This window comes from Serratia sp. GW822-FHT06E05, from assembly GCF_058799445.1.
Window position 1 is genome coordinate 55,485 of sequence record NZ_JBXALM010000002.1, and the last position, 16,975, is coordinate 72,459.

The following is a 16,975-nucleotide window of genomic DNA, read 5'->3' on the forward strand; positions in this document are numbered from 1 at the left end:
ACCGGCGGTTTAGCGCAGCTTGCAGCTACACAACGAAATTGCCCACGCAAACGAGATTCTGTTACTCTGTTCATGCGTTAATTACTCCACACGTTTAGTTAATGCGCCCGACGCCACAGACCGCATATCTGTGGCGTCACCCTCTCCAAACAACAACTCTGTAACAACCATGATTTCCGCCACCAAACACTGAACCCGATACCCCTTGGCTTTCATGCGTTTGCTTTCTTCGCGGTCCAATACACCGTCAGAGGTTGACTCGTTATGGAAGCGTGCGAACTGGCCCAGAGACGCCAGCAGATCGTTAAATTTGTAAAGCAGCTCCTCATTGCCCATCTGCTCGATTTCCGGCAGCTTCACGAATACGCCACCTGCGTGCTTACACATCGCCTCGGTGATATCGCTACGGCCTGAGATTGACTCCATTTCTACTGCCATACCCAGCGGCACCACCTGCCCTGATACTTGGCGGACGCGGTTACGTAGTGCGTTTTCAGTGCCGGCTACGGGATCCAACTCTTTCGCCATCGCGCTGTATTTGCCTGGGAACTGAGTTATCAGCTTGTGTATCGCGTCGCTGATGTCGTCCTGGGTAGGAAAGTCTTTGTTGTCCACAAGATTTCTCCGCTTCTGTGGTTTTTGGTTAAGCTTTAAATCGTTAACATCAACGAATGATTAAGGCTCAAGAGATAACAAAATTTCTTGTGCTGATATTTTCCCCTTTGTGGAGTTAACTATTGGTAGAACATGTTTTGCATCGAGCCCCCCTCCATGTAACCAACGACACACTGTTGGTTGTTTAACCCCGCAAAGAACGGCTAACTTGTATTGGCTCCCTGCTATGTTAATTGCCTTCTTTATGACCTCATTCATTTGCAACTCCTTAAGGTATTCGTTGAATAAAAATAATAGCAGTGAGTATCACCAAAGACAACACTTAGCAGTGTTTGACGAGCGATACTCTCGCCTATAGATTTGGATTTATGAAAACGACTCTTGCTGAACGCCTGAAGAAGGCTATGACTTTACGAGACAATATGACGCAGGCAGCCCTAGCTGAAGCGTCAGGAGTCGCTCAGCCAACCATATGGCGCCTTGCTAGTGGTAAAGCTAAAGCTTCGAGAAAGCTTGTAGATATCGCCAATGCCTTAGCTGTAAATGTAGATTGGCTCGCTAATGGGGTTGGGGAGATGGTACAAAATGATGATTATGTACCTGCTCGCCTTGATCGGTCTATCCAGATACCAATTTGGGATGAAGATGGAGAAACAGATGACTTTGTTATCTCTCCAAAAGGAAAGCCATTACCATCTTGGCGAGCTTATATCTTAAAGAGAAATAGTGGCTGTGCAGATGCGCCGGCTGGTTCAATCGTGATTGTAGATACAGTCGCGACCCCTGGCACGGGAGATCTGGTGATCGCTAAAGTTGGTTCAAATCTATCTGCTTATAGATTTCTAGATGGCAGCTCTCACGGTTTCTTGTCGGTAGATGATAATCGCGTTCCTTTGATAGAGGTAAATTCAGATACCATTGTAGGGGTAGTTATCCTACTTTTACGTGACTTCAGAATGTAAGAATCGATACCCTGCACTTGCAGGGTTTCTTCTTCATAAATCCCGACGCCTCTCCTAACTAACATTGCTAGCATAAACTCCCCCTGGAAAAATCACCCAAAAAATACTGTTTATATGTACAGTTATTTTTTATTAGCATTAATTATTTCTCCACATAAGTCAAAACATCACGTCTGCCTGCCCATCAAACAACAACCCAAGCAAATATAAATCTGATACTTAAACCTATAAAAAAATATCTTTAATTTTCACATGTTTATACTTTTTGGTTTTAAATATCGGTTTTTACTATTGCCTTAAAAAATACTCTTGGCTATTATCGGTTTCATCAACAGCGAACAGGCAGGACGCCCACGAAGTAGCCGCCCGAGGCACACGAAGATCGGGATGATTCGCTTACCAGGGTCACAGCAGAGGGTTACACGATGGCAAAAACAATCTTCGGCAAGGTAGTTTCTGGCGCAACCAATAAGGCGGGGTCTTATGGCCGCTTCCATATCGGTCGCCCGGTATCAAATACCGACATAACCTGCGCTAAACGCTACAACCTGAGCGCCCTGTCAACTAATGACATTAAGTATGGGTGTTACACAGTCGTCGCGTTCGGTTGAACTAACCAAGCGCTCTACGGGGCGCACCGAGGCAATCATGAGTGAACGTGGCGCATGGTGGTTGGCAGTAACTGTTTTGTGTCTGGATTTTTGGTTGGCTGTTGGCTTTATGGTTTTGGTGGCAGTCGCCGGGTAACCGGCGCACATCGGAATGCTCACTCGCCCTTTCCCTTAGTTCTGGGAGCGGTGGAGGATCCTAACTCATGAGTGAGCATCTCGATGTGGTATCCGGTGATAGACGGGCTCCCTCTCCGTCTGTGGGTTCGACTACCATCACCACACATTATGCGCCGCGCCGGCGGCACGGCAGCGAAAGCAAGCGCAGATATCCGGCGGAGTTTTGCTGTGTGTAGTGAAGCCTTTGCGGCTGCTCTGATTTGGGTTGGTGTCAGCCGCATTTTTTTCACATATCAGGTGGCGTACTGTTTCGGGTTCCCCTTATCCCTTTACACAGTATAAAGCCCCGGCGCGGTGCGCCACCTGATGTGTGAGTAATTAACCGGGAGCCAGCGCTATGCGGGTGTCTGGCCTCCATTCTTAAAACCCGATTTTCACTCTGCGAAAAGTTGCCAATTCTGGCAGGGCTTCGCTTTGCCGAAAATCAGTGGGGAGTAATTAACGATGATCAACACAATCACGATCGATACAGAGACGTTGGACACTCTTCCATCTGCAGTGCTGCTCTCTATCGGCGCGTTTGCTTTCAATATTGACGATGTTCTCCAGACCCAGCAAAACATCATCAAGGTAGCGCGTGAGGGTGAGCTGGCAGACTACTCGACCAATGCATTTTACTGCCTGGTTGATACCTTCGATCAGTTGATGAAAGGCCGTACCGTCAGCGAAGAAACCCTGCGTTTCTGGCGCAAGCAAGGCGAAGAGGCGCAGGAAGCTTTAGTCGGTGACCGCGAACCTCTGTGTCAATCTCTTGGGCTGCTGTCCAACTGGATTAAGCAACACCCCGATGCGCGGATCTTCTTCCGTGGCACCGACTTCGACGGCTCTATCCTTGAGCATGCCTACCGCATGTATGGGATCGAATGTCCGTGGCACTGGGGCGGAAAGCGTGATGTGCGGACCTATATCGATGCCATGACAAAAGGCAATAAAGGTTACCTGCCTAAAACCCACCAGCCATGCTTCGCGATGGTTAAGCATAACTCCCTGCATGACGCTATGAACGACGCAGAGCAGATGGCTATTGCCTATCAGTTGAATAGCCAGCAAATCGCCTCCTGCCTTCAGGAGGATAAATAACATGGCCTGTAATTGCTTTGAAAAAACAGCCGCTCTGTTCAAGCAACGCATTTCTGAGAAGGTCGGCGATGCGCTTGGTGAGATTGAAGATGCTGGGTTCGAGAACTCGCTCTACAACTTCAACGGTGGCGATCATTCTCCGGTGGCGATGAATTTTAAATTCCGCTATTACCGCAAGCGCAAAGGCGGAGGACTGGCTAGCAACCAGACCAAGGCAGATCACCTTTGCATGATGAGTTATTGCCCTCTCTGTGGGACGAAATTCGAAGGCGACGAGCTGCGGGAGGCCAAATGAAAGAGCGCCCTATCATCTTCAACGGCGACATGGTGCGCGTCATTCTCGACGGCCGCAAGACCCAGACGCGGCAAGTGGTAAGTGATCGGCATCTTCACCTGATCGACGTAGCTTCACAGGTAGGCGAATGCTATCCGCTGGAGTCCAGCATCGACCACGCCAACAGCCAGAGCTATTACCGCGAACATTGCCCATTCGGCCAGGTAGGAGAGCGGCTGTGGGTGCGGGAGGCATTCAGGGTTCATAGTCGCGCAACTGACGTTTCCACGCTTGTTTATCGGGCAAGTGAGCGAAACTCATGGACTGAGCAAACCCGACGCGTGTCGGTTTCGGTTTGTAATAAACAGGTGTCGCCGGAGAAGTGGACTCCATCAATCCACATGCCGCGCTGGGCATCCCGCATCCTGCTGGAAATCACCGCTGTTCGCGTTGTGCGACTGAACAGCATCAGTGAGGGGGATGCCAGGGCTGAAGGCGTAAAACCGGCTGGCGAAATGCTGCCGGATTATCCAGACACATTCCTGACGCCAAAGGGCGACTTTGCTACAGCCAAAGTTGCATTCCAGCGCCTATGGCAGTCCATTTACGGGGAAGAAAGCTGGGGTGCTAATCCCTGGGTGTGGGCGATCGAGTTCAAGCGTGTGGGGGCCCAGCATGGCTAAGCTGACAAAGGCGCAGCGCGCTGAATTGCGGGAGAAGTTCGGCGGCCGGTGCGCGTACTGCGGCTGCCCTCTTCCAGATAAAGGCTGGCATGCCGACCATGTTGAACCTGTTATGCGTGAATCAGAGCAAGACATGGCGGCAGCGGCCAAAGGCTTATTCAAGCTGAAGGCTACCGGCAAGGTCTGGCACGAAAGTCGCGATTGCATAGAGAACCTAAACCCAGCTTGCGCACCGTGCAACCTGTTCAAAGCTACCTTCAGCTTCAAAGCTACCTTCAGCCTCGAGACGTTCCGGGAGCAAATAGCAGCCCAGGCGGAGAGAGCGCGGCAGTACAGCGTCAATTTCCGCACTGCTGAGCGCTTCGGCCTCGTTGAGGTGAAGGATGCCCCGGTCGTTTTTTGGTTTGAGCGGGCTGAAGCCCAGGAGAAAGCATTATGAGCACCAGAAAAAAAATTACTGCAGCCCTGAAGGCTAAAGGGCTTGAAGCAACAATGGAATACGACCGCGCCGGGCCAGAGGATTGGAGCTACTGGTACGTTTATCTGACTGAAGAATCCATGCGGAAATTAACCGCGGCAGGGGAAGATCCTGCATTCACTGGAACTATCGAGTTTTGTGAATTCGATGAAGGCATGGAGAAGGTTGCAGAGCTTTTAGATTGCAGCGGGATTAAATTGCAGGAGCGTTCCTGATGGACAATAAGCTGAGCAAACTGAGCAAGCCGGTGGCGTGGATGCATAGTCAGCTTGATATTTCGAAATCAAATAGTGACAAAGCAGATCTATCCGTTGATGTGCAGGCACGGTATAGCGATGCGCTCTACTCGCAAGAGTACGTATCCGCCCTGCTGGCAGAGCTGGAAGCGAAGGATAAGCGCATCGCCGAGCTGGAGCGAGACAGGGATACATGGCAGGCAGGGACATTAGCTATGCGTGACTCATGGCGTGAAGAACGCGCAGAGCTGGAAGCCAAGCTGGCTGCGCCGGTGCGGTTGAAAAAAGTCGATTCTAGCAACGTGCCATTTGCCGGTGACGGTTTTAATGCCGCTGTTGATTATTGCGCCAATGCTGTTCGCGCCGCCGGGTTCAAGGTCGAGGGGGATGAGTAGGATGACTGAATTAATCAAGCCAACGAAGAAAGGCCTGAACGATGGCGCTGTTGAATATCTGACGTCAGATGATTGCCGGTTTCTGGTTATGCGCGGCGACTATACCGAAGCCGATATTATCCAGGCAGCGGTAAATCACGACCAAATCGATAGCGACATTGCTGAGACTTGGGCGCGCACCGCTCGATATTACCAATCCTGGTACAAGGTAAGCCCGATTGGCGGTCAGGATGGTTACGGCAGTTGGAACCACCCACGCGATACGCCGTGCCGAGGTGCCTATTTCGCATCAACATTGTGCTGGGACTGAGGGAGGATGCATGACACAGACACTAACGACTGAAGCGATGCAGGAAATTTATGAAGCGGCGGTGCATTCAGAGGCATCAGGAAGCCAGGAAGCAGAATTCGAATTGCTCTGCAAACTGGAGGATATTGGCGGAACCAGCGCAACAATCCGCAAGTTGATCGACATCGCGCGGGCGGCTAACCGGGAGACGCAGCCTGCGGTGTTCTATACCACCGTATCAGGTCGAAAAGGTGTGGTTTGGCATAACGGCGCACCTGAAGACGACACTGCAATTTTCACCGCCCCGCCAGCGCCAGCAGTACAAAGCGTAGTTGACTGGCGGCTCGATGAATCAACGGGCGCTAAAATTCTCATGTACAAGGACTGCAGCGTTATCGAAGACCAGCAAGCTGAGTATGTCCTATCGCTTATTCAGGCAGCGGCACCGGAGGGCGGCAATGGCTAAGACAGATGCAGAACGCAAAGCCGCACAACGGGCGCGGCAGCGGAAAGGCGGGATAGTCATTCGTGAGTTGCAGTTGGAACCCGAAGAAGAACAGATGGCACAAGTGCTTTTGTCAGGTTTGCGCCCTGGCCGTGAGCCCTATGAGTTCAACGAGGTTGTCGGCATGCTAATTCGCCGGTGTCATGCTGAGTACCAGCAAACTTTGGCCCACCAGCAGAAGCGATCATGCAAGAAATGCGGCGATCTATTACCGGTTACCGAGTGCCCATGTGTGGGTGAGTCAACATGCTGGCTTACCCTTGGCTGGCACGAAACAAAATTAACAGTGTGACATGTCACGATTGAATTAATGCCCGTATGCGGCGGGCTTAACGTGTGGAGTTAACTATGGGGCAATTAATACCAATACATGAATGGGCTTCAGGCCCAAATGGGTGGAAATATCCCCCCACTCAAACAACTTTGAACAAATATGCGTCAACTGGTCAGATATACCCACGGCCTTTAAAACAGGGGAAAAGGTGGGTGGTTGATGAAGACGCTAAATTTGTTGGCATTTTAGCCCCCCCACCAGCCTTGGAAAAATTTTCAAAACCGGTGAGTAATTTAGTCAGGAAGGTTCTCAATGGCGGCCAGACCTCGTAAGTTTAATCTAAACGTACCCAACTTATATTGCAAATTAGACAAGCGAACCAATAAGGTATATTGGCAGTATCGACACCCTATTACTGGCAAATTTATCGGCTTTGGCACTAACGAAGAGCATGCACGTGATGCTGCGACAGAGGCCAACCGGCTCCTCAGCGAACAGCAATCACGCCAGGCTACTCTGCTCGTTGATATAGCGATCTCAACCACCCAGAAGGTGCAACCATCGATAACTCTTTTTAAATGGGTGGAAAGATATTTGGAGATACAAGCGGAGAGAATTTCCGATGGGACATTAAAACCTACCACGTTAAAAACAAGAAAATCATGCGCCCTGACATTAGCCAAGAAATTACCCAATATCAGGCTAAAACAAGTGGATACTAAATCGCTAGCGATGATTCTTGATGAGTACAAAGACATGGGTAAATCAAGAATGGCACAGTTGCTCCGCAGTGTTTGGATCGATATTTTCAAAGAGGCTCAACATAGCGGTGAGGTTGATGCAGGCTACAATCCTGCCCTTGCTACCCGTAAGCCTAAAGCTAAGGTATCTCGCGAGCGTCTGAGCTTAGAAGTATGGCAACGTATTTTTGCTGCGGCTGAAACGATGCCGCCTTATGTGCAAAACGCAATGCTTCTGGCTGTAGTCACAGGCCAGCGCCGGGAAGATATCTCCAATATGAAATTTACCGATGTTTGGGGGGGTTATCTTCACATTCAGCAGAGTAAAACTGGTTCGAAAGTCGCTTTACCCGTGTCGTTGCGATGCAACTCTATCGGGTGGACACTAGAGGAAGTCATAGCCCGTTGCCGTGATCGCACCGTTAGCCCTTACCTACTTCACCATGTCCGGGCGCATGCAACGATAAAGCCTGGCCAGAGCGTTGACACTAGCTCATTGAGTAGGTCTTTTCTGGAAGCTCGTCAGGCAGCAGGTGTTAAGCCACCTAAAAATGGTACAGCCCCTAGTTTCCACGAACAGCGATCATTAGCAGAACGATTGTATAGTGCTCAGGGAGTTGATACCCAAACATTGCTTGGGCATAAAACACAGGAAATGACTGATAGATATCATGATGATAGAGGCGCAGATTGGACCACCTTAGTGGTGTAACGCTATGTAAAATCTGCAGGGTTATCCCTAAGCTTCGCTCTCATTTTTCAAATCTGGTTTTGGGGAGCAATTTTGGGGATATTTTGGAGTGAAATTTAAAATCATATATATCATACAGTTATATCTTCGCCTTGTATTCCACAAGCAGACTGTTTAATTACACATAAATTAATTTTAAATCAGCCGGTTAACTCTGTTTTCCGGCTGTTTTTTTTACCGGTAAAAAGAAAACCACTTCAGGATCCTGCTCATCAAGGTTATCAATACGGCCACTCTCAATAAATCCGGCCTTCGACAGTAGCTTTATCATCGGTAAATTCGAGCTATTGGTTGAGGTAAAAAGTTTTGGACGCATGCAGATCGATTTAAAATATTCGATAAATTTTAACCCCACCTTTTTACGCCTCATCAGGTTACCAACCATAAGAATTTCTATAAATCCACTGTCGTAAAAGTGATAGTGCAATACGCCGTAAGCCACGACCATGCCCTCAATTTCGGCTACGTGGCAGACACCAGCCTCGCACCACTCGCCGATCTGAGCATAGCGACGTGGGTCCTGTGATGCCAAGGTATCAATGTCAATCAATAGGTTAGCATCCGTTACTGTTGCCAGGCGAAAAATCAATTTCGGCTCCCCGTTATTTTTGTGGTTAGTGAGCATCATCCGCTGAGGTAATTCCTAATTACGTTTTTACCCATTGCGCTAATTAGGAATATTCCTATTTAATGAATAGCCAAATTGCCATCTCAGGTGAATGCTATGGAATTACTTCCCTTCGCAATCATCGTCGTTTTGATCGCAGTTGTCGTATTTTCCTTTGTCATGTATTTGCGACAAAGACGAATAAGTACTTTCAACGCCAAGCGGAAACGACGTTAGGACGCCCTCACACAAGGAAGTGGTTCAACAATCCCCTATTAGCCAAAGCCTCACTCACGCCCTATCCTCACCACCCGGCAGGCTTTATCATCGAACCGATACCCAGCGTTTTTTCTGAGGATATTCTGATACCTGCATCATTACAGATTTTCTGCTTGTCGCTGAAATTCAGGTGCGCTACTGTCGCCATCTGGAGACACACACCATCACATAACCAGAACAACATCCAGTTTGTCGCTATCATCCCTTAATCCCGCCGCTGCGCGGGATTTTTTTATGCGTCCGAAAAGCTAAAAGTATCAAGCCCTGCGACCTACTGCCAGAAATTGACAGTGGCTGCCATTACACTTTTCCTTCCTGCAGGAGACACCTCTTGCCCTTGTTCAACACATAGGGAAATCGCCGCCAATGACGCGTATTGTGACCATTCTTACCGATAATTTCTCTGATTGGGAAACTGCCCTGATCAACTCTACTTGCCGCGGCTATTACGGTTTCGATACTCTCTTTGCCTCCCCCAATGGCGCCCCTGTCATTTCCTCCGGCGGCATGCATGTAACCCCCAATATGGCGCTCGAGGCTATCCAACTGAGCGAGACAGATCTGTTGATCCTCTGCGGAGGCACGGTATGGCGAACCGATCAGTCCCCAGATATCGCTGGGATGGTAGCGGAGGCCCACAGCAAAAACATCGTCGTCGCCGCCATTTGCGATGGAACCCGCGTTTTGGCGCAGGCGGGCATACTTGATCATCTTCGCCACACCTCCAATTCGGCTGAGAATTTATCGCAGCTTAACTACGGCGGAGCTGAATATTATCAGGATGTGCCCTACGCCGTAGCCGACCAGCGCGTGGTAACCGCCCCCGGTAGCGCACCGGTCAGTTTTATGGCGGAGATCCTGGATATGTTAGGGGTTAGCGATAACAACCTTAAAACCTACCTGGCCATGCACGCCGCTGAACACAGCAAACCAATTTAGTCCCATTGGTTGCAGCCGAGTCAAACACGGCCCCCGCCCCCACTTTTCAGCATAAAAAAGCCCCGCAAGTTGGACGGGGCTCCATCTAATAGAAATGCCTTATAAGCCGTTGGCAGCTTCATCTATCAAAGCGGCGATTTCTTTCGGATGCGAAGCAAGAGAAGCGTGGCTGGCGTCCAGCGTAATCACCTTTTTGGCCTTCAAACGCGCAGACATTCGCTGCTGGTTTTCGGGGGCTATCATCCGGTCATTGCTGGAGATTTGGTACCAGGAAGGTTTGTGTTTCCACGCCGGCTCAGCGATCGTATTGCCGAAGGTGCTGGCCAACGGCGCCTTTTGCGTTACCGCCATCACCAATGCCTCATCAGCAGGCAGATCCTGACAGAAGCTTTCGTGGAATTTGTCTGTCTTAATCCATAAATAGCCGTCGCTGTCCGGCGCCAGGTTCGCCGCCGCAATTGGCGGATGTTGCTGGGTAATGCCTCCGGGGCTTTCGCCGGCGTCCGGTGCGAAGGCGGCGATATACACCAATCCCACCACGTTGGGTTGATTGCCCATTTCACTGAGCACCGCGCCACCATAAGAATGGCCGACCAACAGCACCGGTCCCTGCTGCTGCGCCACCATCTTGCGGGTGCGTTCAGCATCGTCTGCCAACGATGTCAGCGGCATTTCAACCGCGTGAATCGAGTGATATCCCTTGTGCGATAATTCGGTAATGACTTTGCTCCAGTGCGCTGCACCGCCCCAAAATCCGTGGACCAGGACTACGGTAGGTTTTGCCTTCATTACAAGATTCCTTCTTTCGCGTGGAGACGCTACACCAAACTTGAGCGTCCGCACTGTTCACTTCCAGCACCCTCTGGCTCAAGCCCAAACGTCTTTATATACCCCCTTGTATATAGTTCACATCAAGAGTTTCCAGCAATAGCTACGAATAGTTAATCTGTTGCAACATCCTTCCTGGCGAACCATTCTGCCCGGGTTATCTCCCAAATTTCCGTAGTTATGCGGCCTGCTACATAAGCGCTTTCTTGGGTCGCAACCACTCGCATGCCGTTATGCTCGGAAATACGTCGAGACGCCAAGTTGTCTTTTGCCTTGGAAACCCGTAGCACCGGCTGCCCCAGTTGATTGAACCAGTAATCAGTCACTGTTTCGCTGGCTTCACTCATCAATCCCTGACGTTGCCATGCCAGTGATAGCCAAAATCCACGATTACTGTTGCCAATCAAATTCAGGTTAATTACACCAATCAAATGCTGCTCATCCTCTCGTCGCCGGATAGACCAAAACCAACCTGTGCCCGCCTCCATCGCGGGTAGCGCGATATTATTGATAAACTCCAACGCAGCGCCTTCAGGGTATGGCCAAGGAATTTGATCTGTCATATGACGCACAATTTCCCACTGTGGAAACAACAGCTGAATATCTTCGGCATCGCCAGGCGTCAGTGGGCGCAATACCAGCCTCCGACTGACTAAAACAGGAATTTCCAAGGAATAAACCTCCTATGCACGCCCAAAGCCTTGATGGCTTACACGCCTCTGACAAGATTAAAACTAGGATTTATACCTATAACGATCTAAAATCCCATGAAAAAACAAAGAGAAGTATTTTCAACAATATCAATAGGGAATTTTTACGTGAAGGAAATGATCTCCATTCTTTTTATCGTAAGCCTGCTGGCGACGCTTTTTTCGTGGTTATTTGTTTATAGCCTCAATATTCATTAACGCCGTGCGAGAATAAAAAAACCCCGGCATGCGCTGATGCCAGGGTTATCAAAGCCACACTATAGCCGTCCAGGTTTTACAACCACGGTGACTACTGTTTCGTCTGGATCCAGAATGCGTGGATCAGCCCCGGGAAGTAGCCAAACAAGGTGAGGATAATATTGAGGATAAACGCACCGCCTATACCTTTATCCAGTAGTACGCCCAGCGGTGGCAGGATGATGGTAAATACGATTCTCCAAAAACTCATAATAGCGCCTCATTTTGTTCCATAAGCCACCAACATATTATATCTGCTTAACATTTTCAAATCTCACCCAGCAAATCGGTCTTCAACGTGGCATGAAAAATGCGTATAGCCACAGCAATTGTGTTGATACCTGCCTAAATTGAAGAAACAATTAATAAGCATTGATTATGTGGGGTTAAGCCCTTAAAATTTGTAACTTAACAATACAACTGGGTAAGGTTTCATGTCGTCGCTGTGGGTTGCAACACAATACTTTTATTTGATTGGCTTGGTAGTTTCTATGATTTTCACCTACCTGGTCAGCCGGGATACCATTAAAATTCGTTTTCTCAGTGCCTTGACGATTGGTTTAACCTGGCCCCTGAGCCTACCGGTAGTGTTGATGTTCTCCTTGTTCTGACGCTGCAGAAACCACCCCGTCAAACGCTGACGGGGCGATAGCACCGCCTCTTACATCAAAAATCGTACCCAACCGTCGCCACCACGGAGCGTTCTGCGCCCCAGTAGCAATAGCCGGTCCCATAGCAGGCCGCGACATATTTCCGGTCGGTCAGGTTATTCACATTCAGTTGCACATAGGCACCTTTCAACGACGGATTCACCCTGTCCAAATTCATCCGCACCGAGGCATCCAACAGCGTAACGGAAGGGATCCTCAACGTATTTTCGTTATCGGCCCATTGCTTGCCGATGTAACGCGCCCCAGCTCCAAGATCCACACCGTATGCGGTGGCATATTTGCCCCACAGTGAAGCCATTTGGTTCGGTGCGAGATACGGTGTGTTGCCGTCGTTGCCATCAATGGCATCTTTGAATTTCACTTTATTGTAGGTATAGCCTGCGATCAGATCGAAGCGTTCGGTGATCTTGCTGCGAGCCTCCAGCTCAACCCCCTGAGAATGCACCTTGCCGGCCGGCAGGTAATAGCTTTGCTGCACCACGCGGTTAGCCACGTCTTTCTGCGTCAGGTCATACAGCGCCACGCTGTATATCGAGGAACTGCCTTGTGGCTGGTACTTCAGGCCCACCTCATACTGCTCGCTGGTGCTGGGTTTCAGCATATGGCCGTTTTGATCGGGCAATGCCTCCGGGGTGACTGCGGTGCTATAACTGACGTAAGGCGAGAAACCGTTATCAAAGCGGTACAACAGTGAGCCACGGCCGCTAAAATTGTCGTCGGTGCGGGCATCGCTGGTGCCGGTGTTGAGCACCGTATTTTTAGATTCGATACGGTCGAAGCGCCCTGACAGATTCAGATACCAATTCTGTAAGCTGATTTCATCCTGCAGATAAACGCCGGTCTGCTCATAACGACGTCGGGAATCGGTATGCGTCAGGTTGGTTAATGCGTCACCGCCGGACACGCCGGTGTAAGGATTAAGCTGCGAAGCTCTCGCAGACTCATCCCACAAATTATTACGCAGGCGCTGGTAATCCAAACCCAGCATCACCTTATGATCCAGCAGCCCGGTCGCAAAATCGGCTTCCAACTGGTTATCAACGGCGAAGGCATCCAGCGAAGTGGCTGAACCGCTGTAATAGCGATTCAACAGGCTGTGATCGTCATTCCAGCCAATCTGGTACACCTGCTGTAATTCAACATTGGAGTGGGTGTAGCTGGCGTTCTGGCGGAATGACCAAACGTCGTTAAAACTGTGCGAGAAAGCGTAGCTGTAAATCTGTTCCCAACGTTTGAACACATTGCGGCTGCTCTCGCCATCAAAGAAGCCACGCCCCAGCTTGTCACCGGAACTGGAATAAAGGCTGCCATCTGCCGGTACCGCACTGTGATAACCGCCAGAGGGATCTTTTTGCAGGTAAGCTTTCAGCAGCAGCGAAGTATTTTCATCCGGCTGCCACAGTAATGACGGTGAAATGGCATAGCGTTCCTCACGTTGATGGTCATACATGGTTTCGCTGCTGCGCGTCATCCCGGTCAACCGATAAGCCCACTGTTCCGACAGCGCGCCGGTCACATCGAAAGCGCCACCCTGGGTGTAGTTATTGCCTGCCATCAGGTTAACGTGCCCTTCCGTGGCAAACTGGGGGCGCTTGGAGGTCAAAGCGACCAACCCGCCCGGAATGCTTTGCCCGTACATGACCGATGAAGGCCCTTTGATAACGTCGATGCGTTCCAGGAACCAGGGGTCAACCTGCAAGGCATTATAGGTGCCGCCGTCACTCAATAACCGCAGACCATCAAGGAAGGTGTTATTAACGTCGCCACCGTGAAAACCACGTAACGCAATGGTGTCATAGCGCGTTGCACCACCGGCGAAGTTAGTGAAAACACCAGGTGTATATTTCAGGGCATCGTTAACCGTTTGGGTATTCTGGTCGGTCATTTGTTGGCGCGTCACCACCGAAACGGACTGTGCAGTCAGGATCAAAGGTTTATCGGTTTTTGTCGCCCCCTGGCTGGTCGTGGCTTGATAGCCGTGCGTCGCAGCTTCCGCCGTATCAGCGGGTTTAGCAGTGACAACCAGAGTATCCTCAGCGAAAGACACCAGCGGCAGGAACATCGCAAACGCACACAAAACCCGTGACCGTTTGACAGGAAAAATCGTCGGCATACCTGTAATCCCCAGTAAAAAACATTAAATGACACCCAAAGGCCCTGTCATCAACGCGGATTAACAACGCTGTGCAGAGGTTATATCGGTGTGTTGTATGTAAATTAAGTGAAATATTAATGATAATTATTATCTTTATCGATAAAAATTTTCAAGCCTCTATGCCTTTTTATAAGCAAGCAAAGCAATCTGCACGGCAAATAAACCATGGGCTGAATAGGGAATTAGTCGATTGAAAGATAACAATAAAAAAAGCCAGCACTAGGCTGGCAAGTAAACAGGAATAGATGTAAGCAATGTCGTGCCAGTTCGGAAGAGCGCATAAGGAGACAAACCTTTTCCTCTCGACTGGCACCCATAGATGATAACGACTATCATTATCCTTTAGTGCGGAGTTTCAATCCACCTCTTTTTGCTCATCCAGCGGCAACAACGCTCAGCGTGGTCGTTTAATAAACCATTTATGCAAACGGCTCACCACCAGCAGGATAGCGCCAAGCAAAATATTCGCTGCCCCCCATAAAATGAGTATGTATATAAAGGTTTGATAAAGGGGTATTCCTCGTTCGGCAGAAAAGGGATTAATATGCCAAAACCGAATGACATTAAAGGGATTGAGATTGAACCACTGACAAAATAAAGCGACCACCATAGGTGGCAGAAAGAAATAAAACCCCAGCGTGGCAAACAGCAGATACATGGTGAAACGTTCGTTTTTATACTCTTTCATATCAATAAGTTGCCATTATTTTTCGATGGGAAAACACCCTAAACCTTATGGTTTCAACAGACCTGACAGGCCCTGATTAGTTCCCGACAGAGGGTAAAATAAAGCCTGTTTAGCGTTTAAATTCCATTTAGTTTTTGAATGTTATAACGCTAGTCAGCTCAGGAGGCTCCAATGATACCGGAATATTGCCCAATCTCGCCAACCCCCAAAAAACTGAAGGTTATCTATGGCTGGTATATATATACCGTGTATGCCCTACTGATCTTTAATATCTACCTGGCGGTATACAACGTCTGCGTCAGACACCCTTTTGAAGCTCCACTGATCTCCGCATGCCACAGCCTATTTATCGGGTTCATGCTTTACCACCTGCTCAAAAAACGCGCTAACTTTGCCTGGATGATGCTGGCCTATTATATTCTGATGCGGATTTATTACGCCAACGTGATGCATAGCGAGTTCAATATCTGGAGCCGAGGGTTGGTTTTTATTCTTCTGACTGTATTGCTCACCGGCCCCATCGTACTGGGTCAACTTGCAACGCCACCTCTTCGTCAAGATTGGTTTGCGCGCTTAGGGTGGCGACAATGGGCTACGTTAGCCGTTCTGTCGGGGGTGCTGACACCGTTAATTACCGCAGATTATTTAGGCTGACGGCCGAGATTTAGCGTGGGATATGGGGTTCCGAGATATCGACAAGACGGCAGACCTTGGTATAGTTTTCTGATTTTTCACATATTTTATCAGTGACAAACACGCCAAGGTAACTCAACACCAGCAGATAACCGGCCATGCACAAAATGAAAATAAGCGTTCTCACCGATAGGACCAACCTGCCAACAAAACCCTGAGTATTATACCTTGGTTAACCCACTTTAGCCTATTTCAAAGTATTTCATTAATCCGCTGGTCATTTCAGAGGCTGAAATGTTATGTTATTACATATCATAATAAACCAGCACAGATGCATTAATGGAAAGCCAAACCCCGCCGTTACTTACCGTAGAACACCTGACGCTCTCACTGAACGCAGAGGTCAAGATCCACGATCTGAGCTTCACTTTGCATGCAGGTGAACGTTTATGCCTGCTGGGCGCATCGGGTTCCGGCAAATCACTGACCGCCGCCGCCATTCTGGGCACGCTGCCGGTCGGAGCAACGGTTAGCGGTTCGATTCGACTGCAAGGGCGAGAAGTTAATGGTCTGCGTTTGCCACGGCGTAAAAACACTGATTTGGCAGCCATTTTTCAGGATCCTTTTACCAGCCTCAATCCTCTGGCCACCGTGGGTCAGCAATTGACCCTGGCGCTACGCAGCCAAAATGCCCTGACGAAATGCCAGGCCCAGCACTGCGCTGCGGAATTACTGACAGCGTTGGGAATATCGGCAGACAACGTCATGCCGCGCTACCCCGGTCAACTGTCCGGGGGCCAATGTCAGCGAATATGCGCAGCACTGGCCTTGCTCGGTGAGAAAAGCCTGCTTATTGCCGATGAACCCACCACCGCTCTGGACATGGTCAGCCAGCATCAGCTGATTGATATCCTGAAAAGCTACACCGAACGCCCCAGCGCGCCAGCGTTACTGTTTATTACTCACGATCTCGCCGTTGCCGCCGGTCTGTGTCAACGTGCCATCGTGCTGGTGAACGGGGAAATAGCCGAACAGGGTTCCTTCGGCCGATTGTTACAGCACCCCCAGCATCCATACACCCAACAACTGGTCGCCAGTGCTCAACGCCCGGCATTTAACCGGCCCCCATCACTGAGCCTGGCAGGGTAACGGCATGAA

Annotated in this window: 24 protein-coding genes; 16 read left to right on the forward strand and 8 right to left on the reverse strand. The window is 49.7% G+C overall.

Going from position 1 to position 16,975, the window contains the following annotated elements:
- Positions 1-81: 81 nt before the first annotated feature.
- Positions 82-615, reverse strand: a complete 534-nt coding sequence (locus AC1RKC_RS07800) for a YmfL family putative regulatory protein (RefSeq protein ID WP_493092393.1) — start codon at positions 613-615, stop codon at positions 82-84.
- A 60-nt stretch (positions 616-675) separates the two neighbouring features.
- On the reverse strand, positions 676-873 hold the full coding sequence (locus AC1RKC_RS07805) for a YdaS family helix-turn-helix protein (protein WP_493092392.1): 198 nt from the start codon (positions 871-873) through the stop codon (positions 676-678).
- A 110-nt stretch (positions 874-983) separates the two neighbouring features.
- Between AC1RKC_RS07805 and AC1RKC_RS07810 the strand changes: the two genes are divergently transcribed.
- From AC1RKC_RS07810 to AC1RKC_RS07865, 12 genes are all read left to right on the forward strand, one after another.
- Positions 984-1,577, forward strand: coding sequence for a helix-turn-helix domain-containing protein (locus tag AC1RKC_RS07810; protein ID WP_493092391.1), 594 nt, complete (start codon positions 984-986; stop codon positions 1,575-1,577).
- Between the two features lie 1,232 nt (positions 1,578-2,809).
- Positions 2,810-3,445: a 3'-5' exonuclease gene (locus AC1RKC_RS07815; protein WP_493092390.1), complete on the forward strand. Its 636-nt coding sequence runs from the start codon at positions 2,810-2,812 to the stop codon at positions 3,443-3,445.
- 1 nt (position 3,446) lies between these two features.
- On the forward strand, positions 3,447-3,740 hold the full coding sequence (locus tag AC1RKC_RS07820) for a hypothetical protein (RefSeq protein ID WP_493092389.1): 294 nt from the start codon (positions 3,447-3,449) through the stop codon (positions 3,738-3,740).
- Positions 3,737-4,402 carry an ASCH domain-containing protein gene (locus AC1RKC_RS07825; RefSeq protein WP_493092388.1) on the forward strand — a complete coding sequence of 222 codons (666 nt, stop codon included), beginning with the start codon at positions 3,737-3,739 and terminating at the stop codon, positions 4,400-4,402. The genes AC1RKC_RS07820 and AC1RKC_RS07825 overlap by 4 nt, the downstream gene beginning before the upstream one ends.
- A complete protein-coding gene (locus AC1RKC_RS07830) occupies positions 4,395-4,841 on the forward strand; it encodes an HNH endonuclease (RefSeq protein WP_493092387.1) in 447 nt (148 codons plus the stop codon). Before AC1RKC_RS07825 ends, AC1RKC_RS07830 begins: the two co-directional genes overlap by 8 nt.
- Entirely contained in the window at positions 4,838-5,095 is a 258-nt protein-coding gene (locus AC1RKC_RS07835; protein ID WP_493092386.1) for a hypothetical protein, read from the forward strand. Before AC1RKC_RS07830 ends, AC1RKC_RS07835 begins: the two co-directional genes overlap by 4 nt.
- A complete protein-coding gene (locus AC1RKC_RS07840) occupies positions 5,095-5,511 on the forward strand; it encodes a hypothetical protein (RefSeq protein ID WP_493092385.1) in 417 nt (138 codons plus the stop codon). The genes AC1RKC_RS07835 and AC1RKC_RS07840 overlap by 1 nt, the downstream gene beginning before the upstream one ends.
- Position 5,512: 1 nt before the next feature.
- Positions 5,513-5,821: a hypothetical protein gene (locus tag AC1RKC_RS07845; RefSeq protein ID WP_493092384.1), complete on the forward strand. Its 309-nt coding sequence runs from the start codon at positions 5,513-5,515 to the stop codon at positions 5,819-5,821.
- Positions 5,822-5,831: 10 nt separating this feature from the next.
- Complete coding sequence (locus AC1RKC_RS07850; protein WP_493092383.1) at positions 5,832-6,266, forward strand: hypothetical protein; 435 nt, start codon at positions 5,832-5,834, stop codon at positions 6,264-6,266.
- Positions 6,259-6,597: a hypothetical protein gene (locus AC1RKC_RS07855; protein ID WP_493092382.1), complete on the forward strand. Its 339-nt coding sequence runs from the start codon at positions 6,259-6,261 to the stop codon at positions 6,595-6,597. The genes AC1RKC_RS07850 and AC1RKC_RS07855 overlap by 8 nt, the downstream gene beginning before the upstream one ends.
- 56 nt (positions 6,598-6,653) lie before the next feature.
- Positions 6,654-6,911, forward strand: a complete 258-nt coding sequence (locus tag AC1RKC_RS07860) for an excisionase (RefSeq protein WP_493092381.1) — start codon at positions 6,654-6,656, stop codon at positions 6,909-6,911.
- Entirely contained in the window at positions 6,892-8,031 is a 1,140-nt protein-coding gene (locus tag AC1RKC_RS07865) for a phage integrase Arm DNA-binding domain-containing protein (protein WP_493092380.1), read from the forward strand. The genes AC1RKC_RS07860 and AC1RKC_RS07865 overlap by 20 nt, the downstream gene beginning before the upstream one ends.
- 187 nt (positions 8,032-8,218) lie before the next feature.
- Here AC1RKC_RS07865 and AC1RKC_RS07870 read toward each other — a convergent pair whose 3' ends face one another.
- Complete coding sequence (locus AC1RKC_RS07870; protein WP_242501593.1) at positions 8,219-8,698, reverse strand: GNAT family N-acetyltransferase; 480 nt, start codon at positions 8,696-8,698, stop codon at positions 8,219-8,221.
- 624 nt (positions 8,699-9,322) lie between these two features.
- Here AC1RKC_RS07870 and AC1RKC_RS07875 point away from each other — a divergent pair.
- Positions 9,323-9,895: a type 1 glutamine amidotransferase family protein gene (locus AC1RKC_RS07875; RefSeq protein WP_176983476.1), complete on the forward strand. Its 573-nt coding sequence runs from the start codon at positions 9,323-9,325 to the stop codon at positions 9,893-9,895.
- A gap of 99 nt (positions 9,896-9,994) precedes the next feature.
- Here AC1RKC_RS07875 and AC1RKC_RS07880 read toward each other — a convergent pair whose 3' ends face one another.
- The 3 genes from AC1RKC_RS07880 to AC1RKC_RS07890 form a co-directional block, all read right to left on the reverse strand.
- Positions 9,995-10,684 (reverse strand): alpha/beta hydrolase, encoded by a 690-nt coding sequence (locus tag AC1RKC_RS07880; RefSeq protein ID WP_020827219.1) that lies wholly within the window; start codon positions 10,682-10,684, stop codon positions 9,995-9,997.
- Positions 10,685-10,836: 152 nt separating this feature from the next.
- Complete coding sequence (locus AC1RKC_RS07885) at positions 10,837-11,394, reverse strand: GNAT family N-acetyltransferase (protein ID WP_129940716.1); 558 nt, start codon at positions 11,392-11,394, stop codon at positions 10,837-10,839.
- 328 nt (positions 11,395-11,722) lie between these two features.
- Entirely contained in the window at positions 11,723-11,881 is a 159-nt protein-coding gene (locus AC1RKC_RS07890) for a YqaE/Pmp3 family membrane protein (RefSeq protein ID WP_020827220.1), read from the reverse strand.
- A 223-nt stretch (positions 11,882-12,104) separates the two neighbouring features.
- On the opposite strand from AC1RKC_RS07890, the gene AC1RKC_RS07895 reads away from it, so the two are divergent.
- Positions 12,105-12,281, forward strand: a complete 177-nt coding sequence (locus AC1RKC_RS07895; protein ID WP_020827221.1) for a GhoT/OrtT family toxin — start codon at positions 12,105-12,107, stop codon at positions 12,279-12,281.
- Between the two features lie 55 nt (positions 12,282-12,336).
- Here AC1RKC_RS07895 and AC1RKC_RS07900 read toward each other — a convergent pair whose 3' ends face one another.
- Positions 12,337-14,454 (reverse strand): TonB-dependent siderophore receptor, encoded by a 2,118-nt coding sequence (locus tag AC1RKC_RS07900; protein WP_308530546.1) that lies wholly within the window; start codon positions 14,452-14,454, stop codon positions 12,337-12,339.
- A gap of 436 nt (positions 14,455-14,890) precedes the next feature.
- On the reverse strand, positions 14,891-15,184 hold the full coding sequence (locus AC1RKC_RS07905; protein ID WP_046373362.1) for a hypothetical protein: 294 nt from the start codon (positions 15,182-15,184) through the stop codon (positions 14,891-14,893).
- A gap of 171 nt (positions 15,185-15,355) precedes the next feature.
- Between AC1RKC_RS07905 and AC1RKC_RS07910 the strand changes: the two genes are divergently transcribed.
- Both AC1RKC_RS07910 and AC1RKC_RS07915 read left to right on the forward strand, forming a co-directional pair.
- Positions 15,356-15,838 (forward strand): hypothetical protein, encoded by a 483-nt coding sequence (locus AC1RKC_RS07910; RefSeq protein ID WP_020827224.1) that lies wholly within the window; start codon positions 15,356-15,358, stop codon positions 15,836-15,838.
- Between the two features lie 318 nt (positions 15,839-16,156).
- Positions 16,157-16,966: an ATP-binding cassette domain-containing protein gene (locus AC1RKC_RS07915; protein WP_258089577.1), complete on the forward strand. Its 810-nt coding sequence runs from the start codon at positions 16,157-16,159 to the stop codon at positions 16,964-16,966.
- The last annotated feature ends 9 nt before the right edge of the window (positions 16,967-16,975 follow it).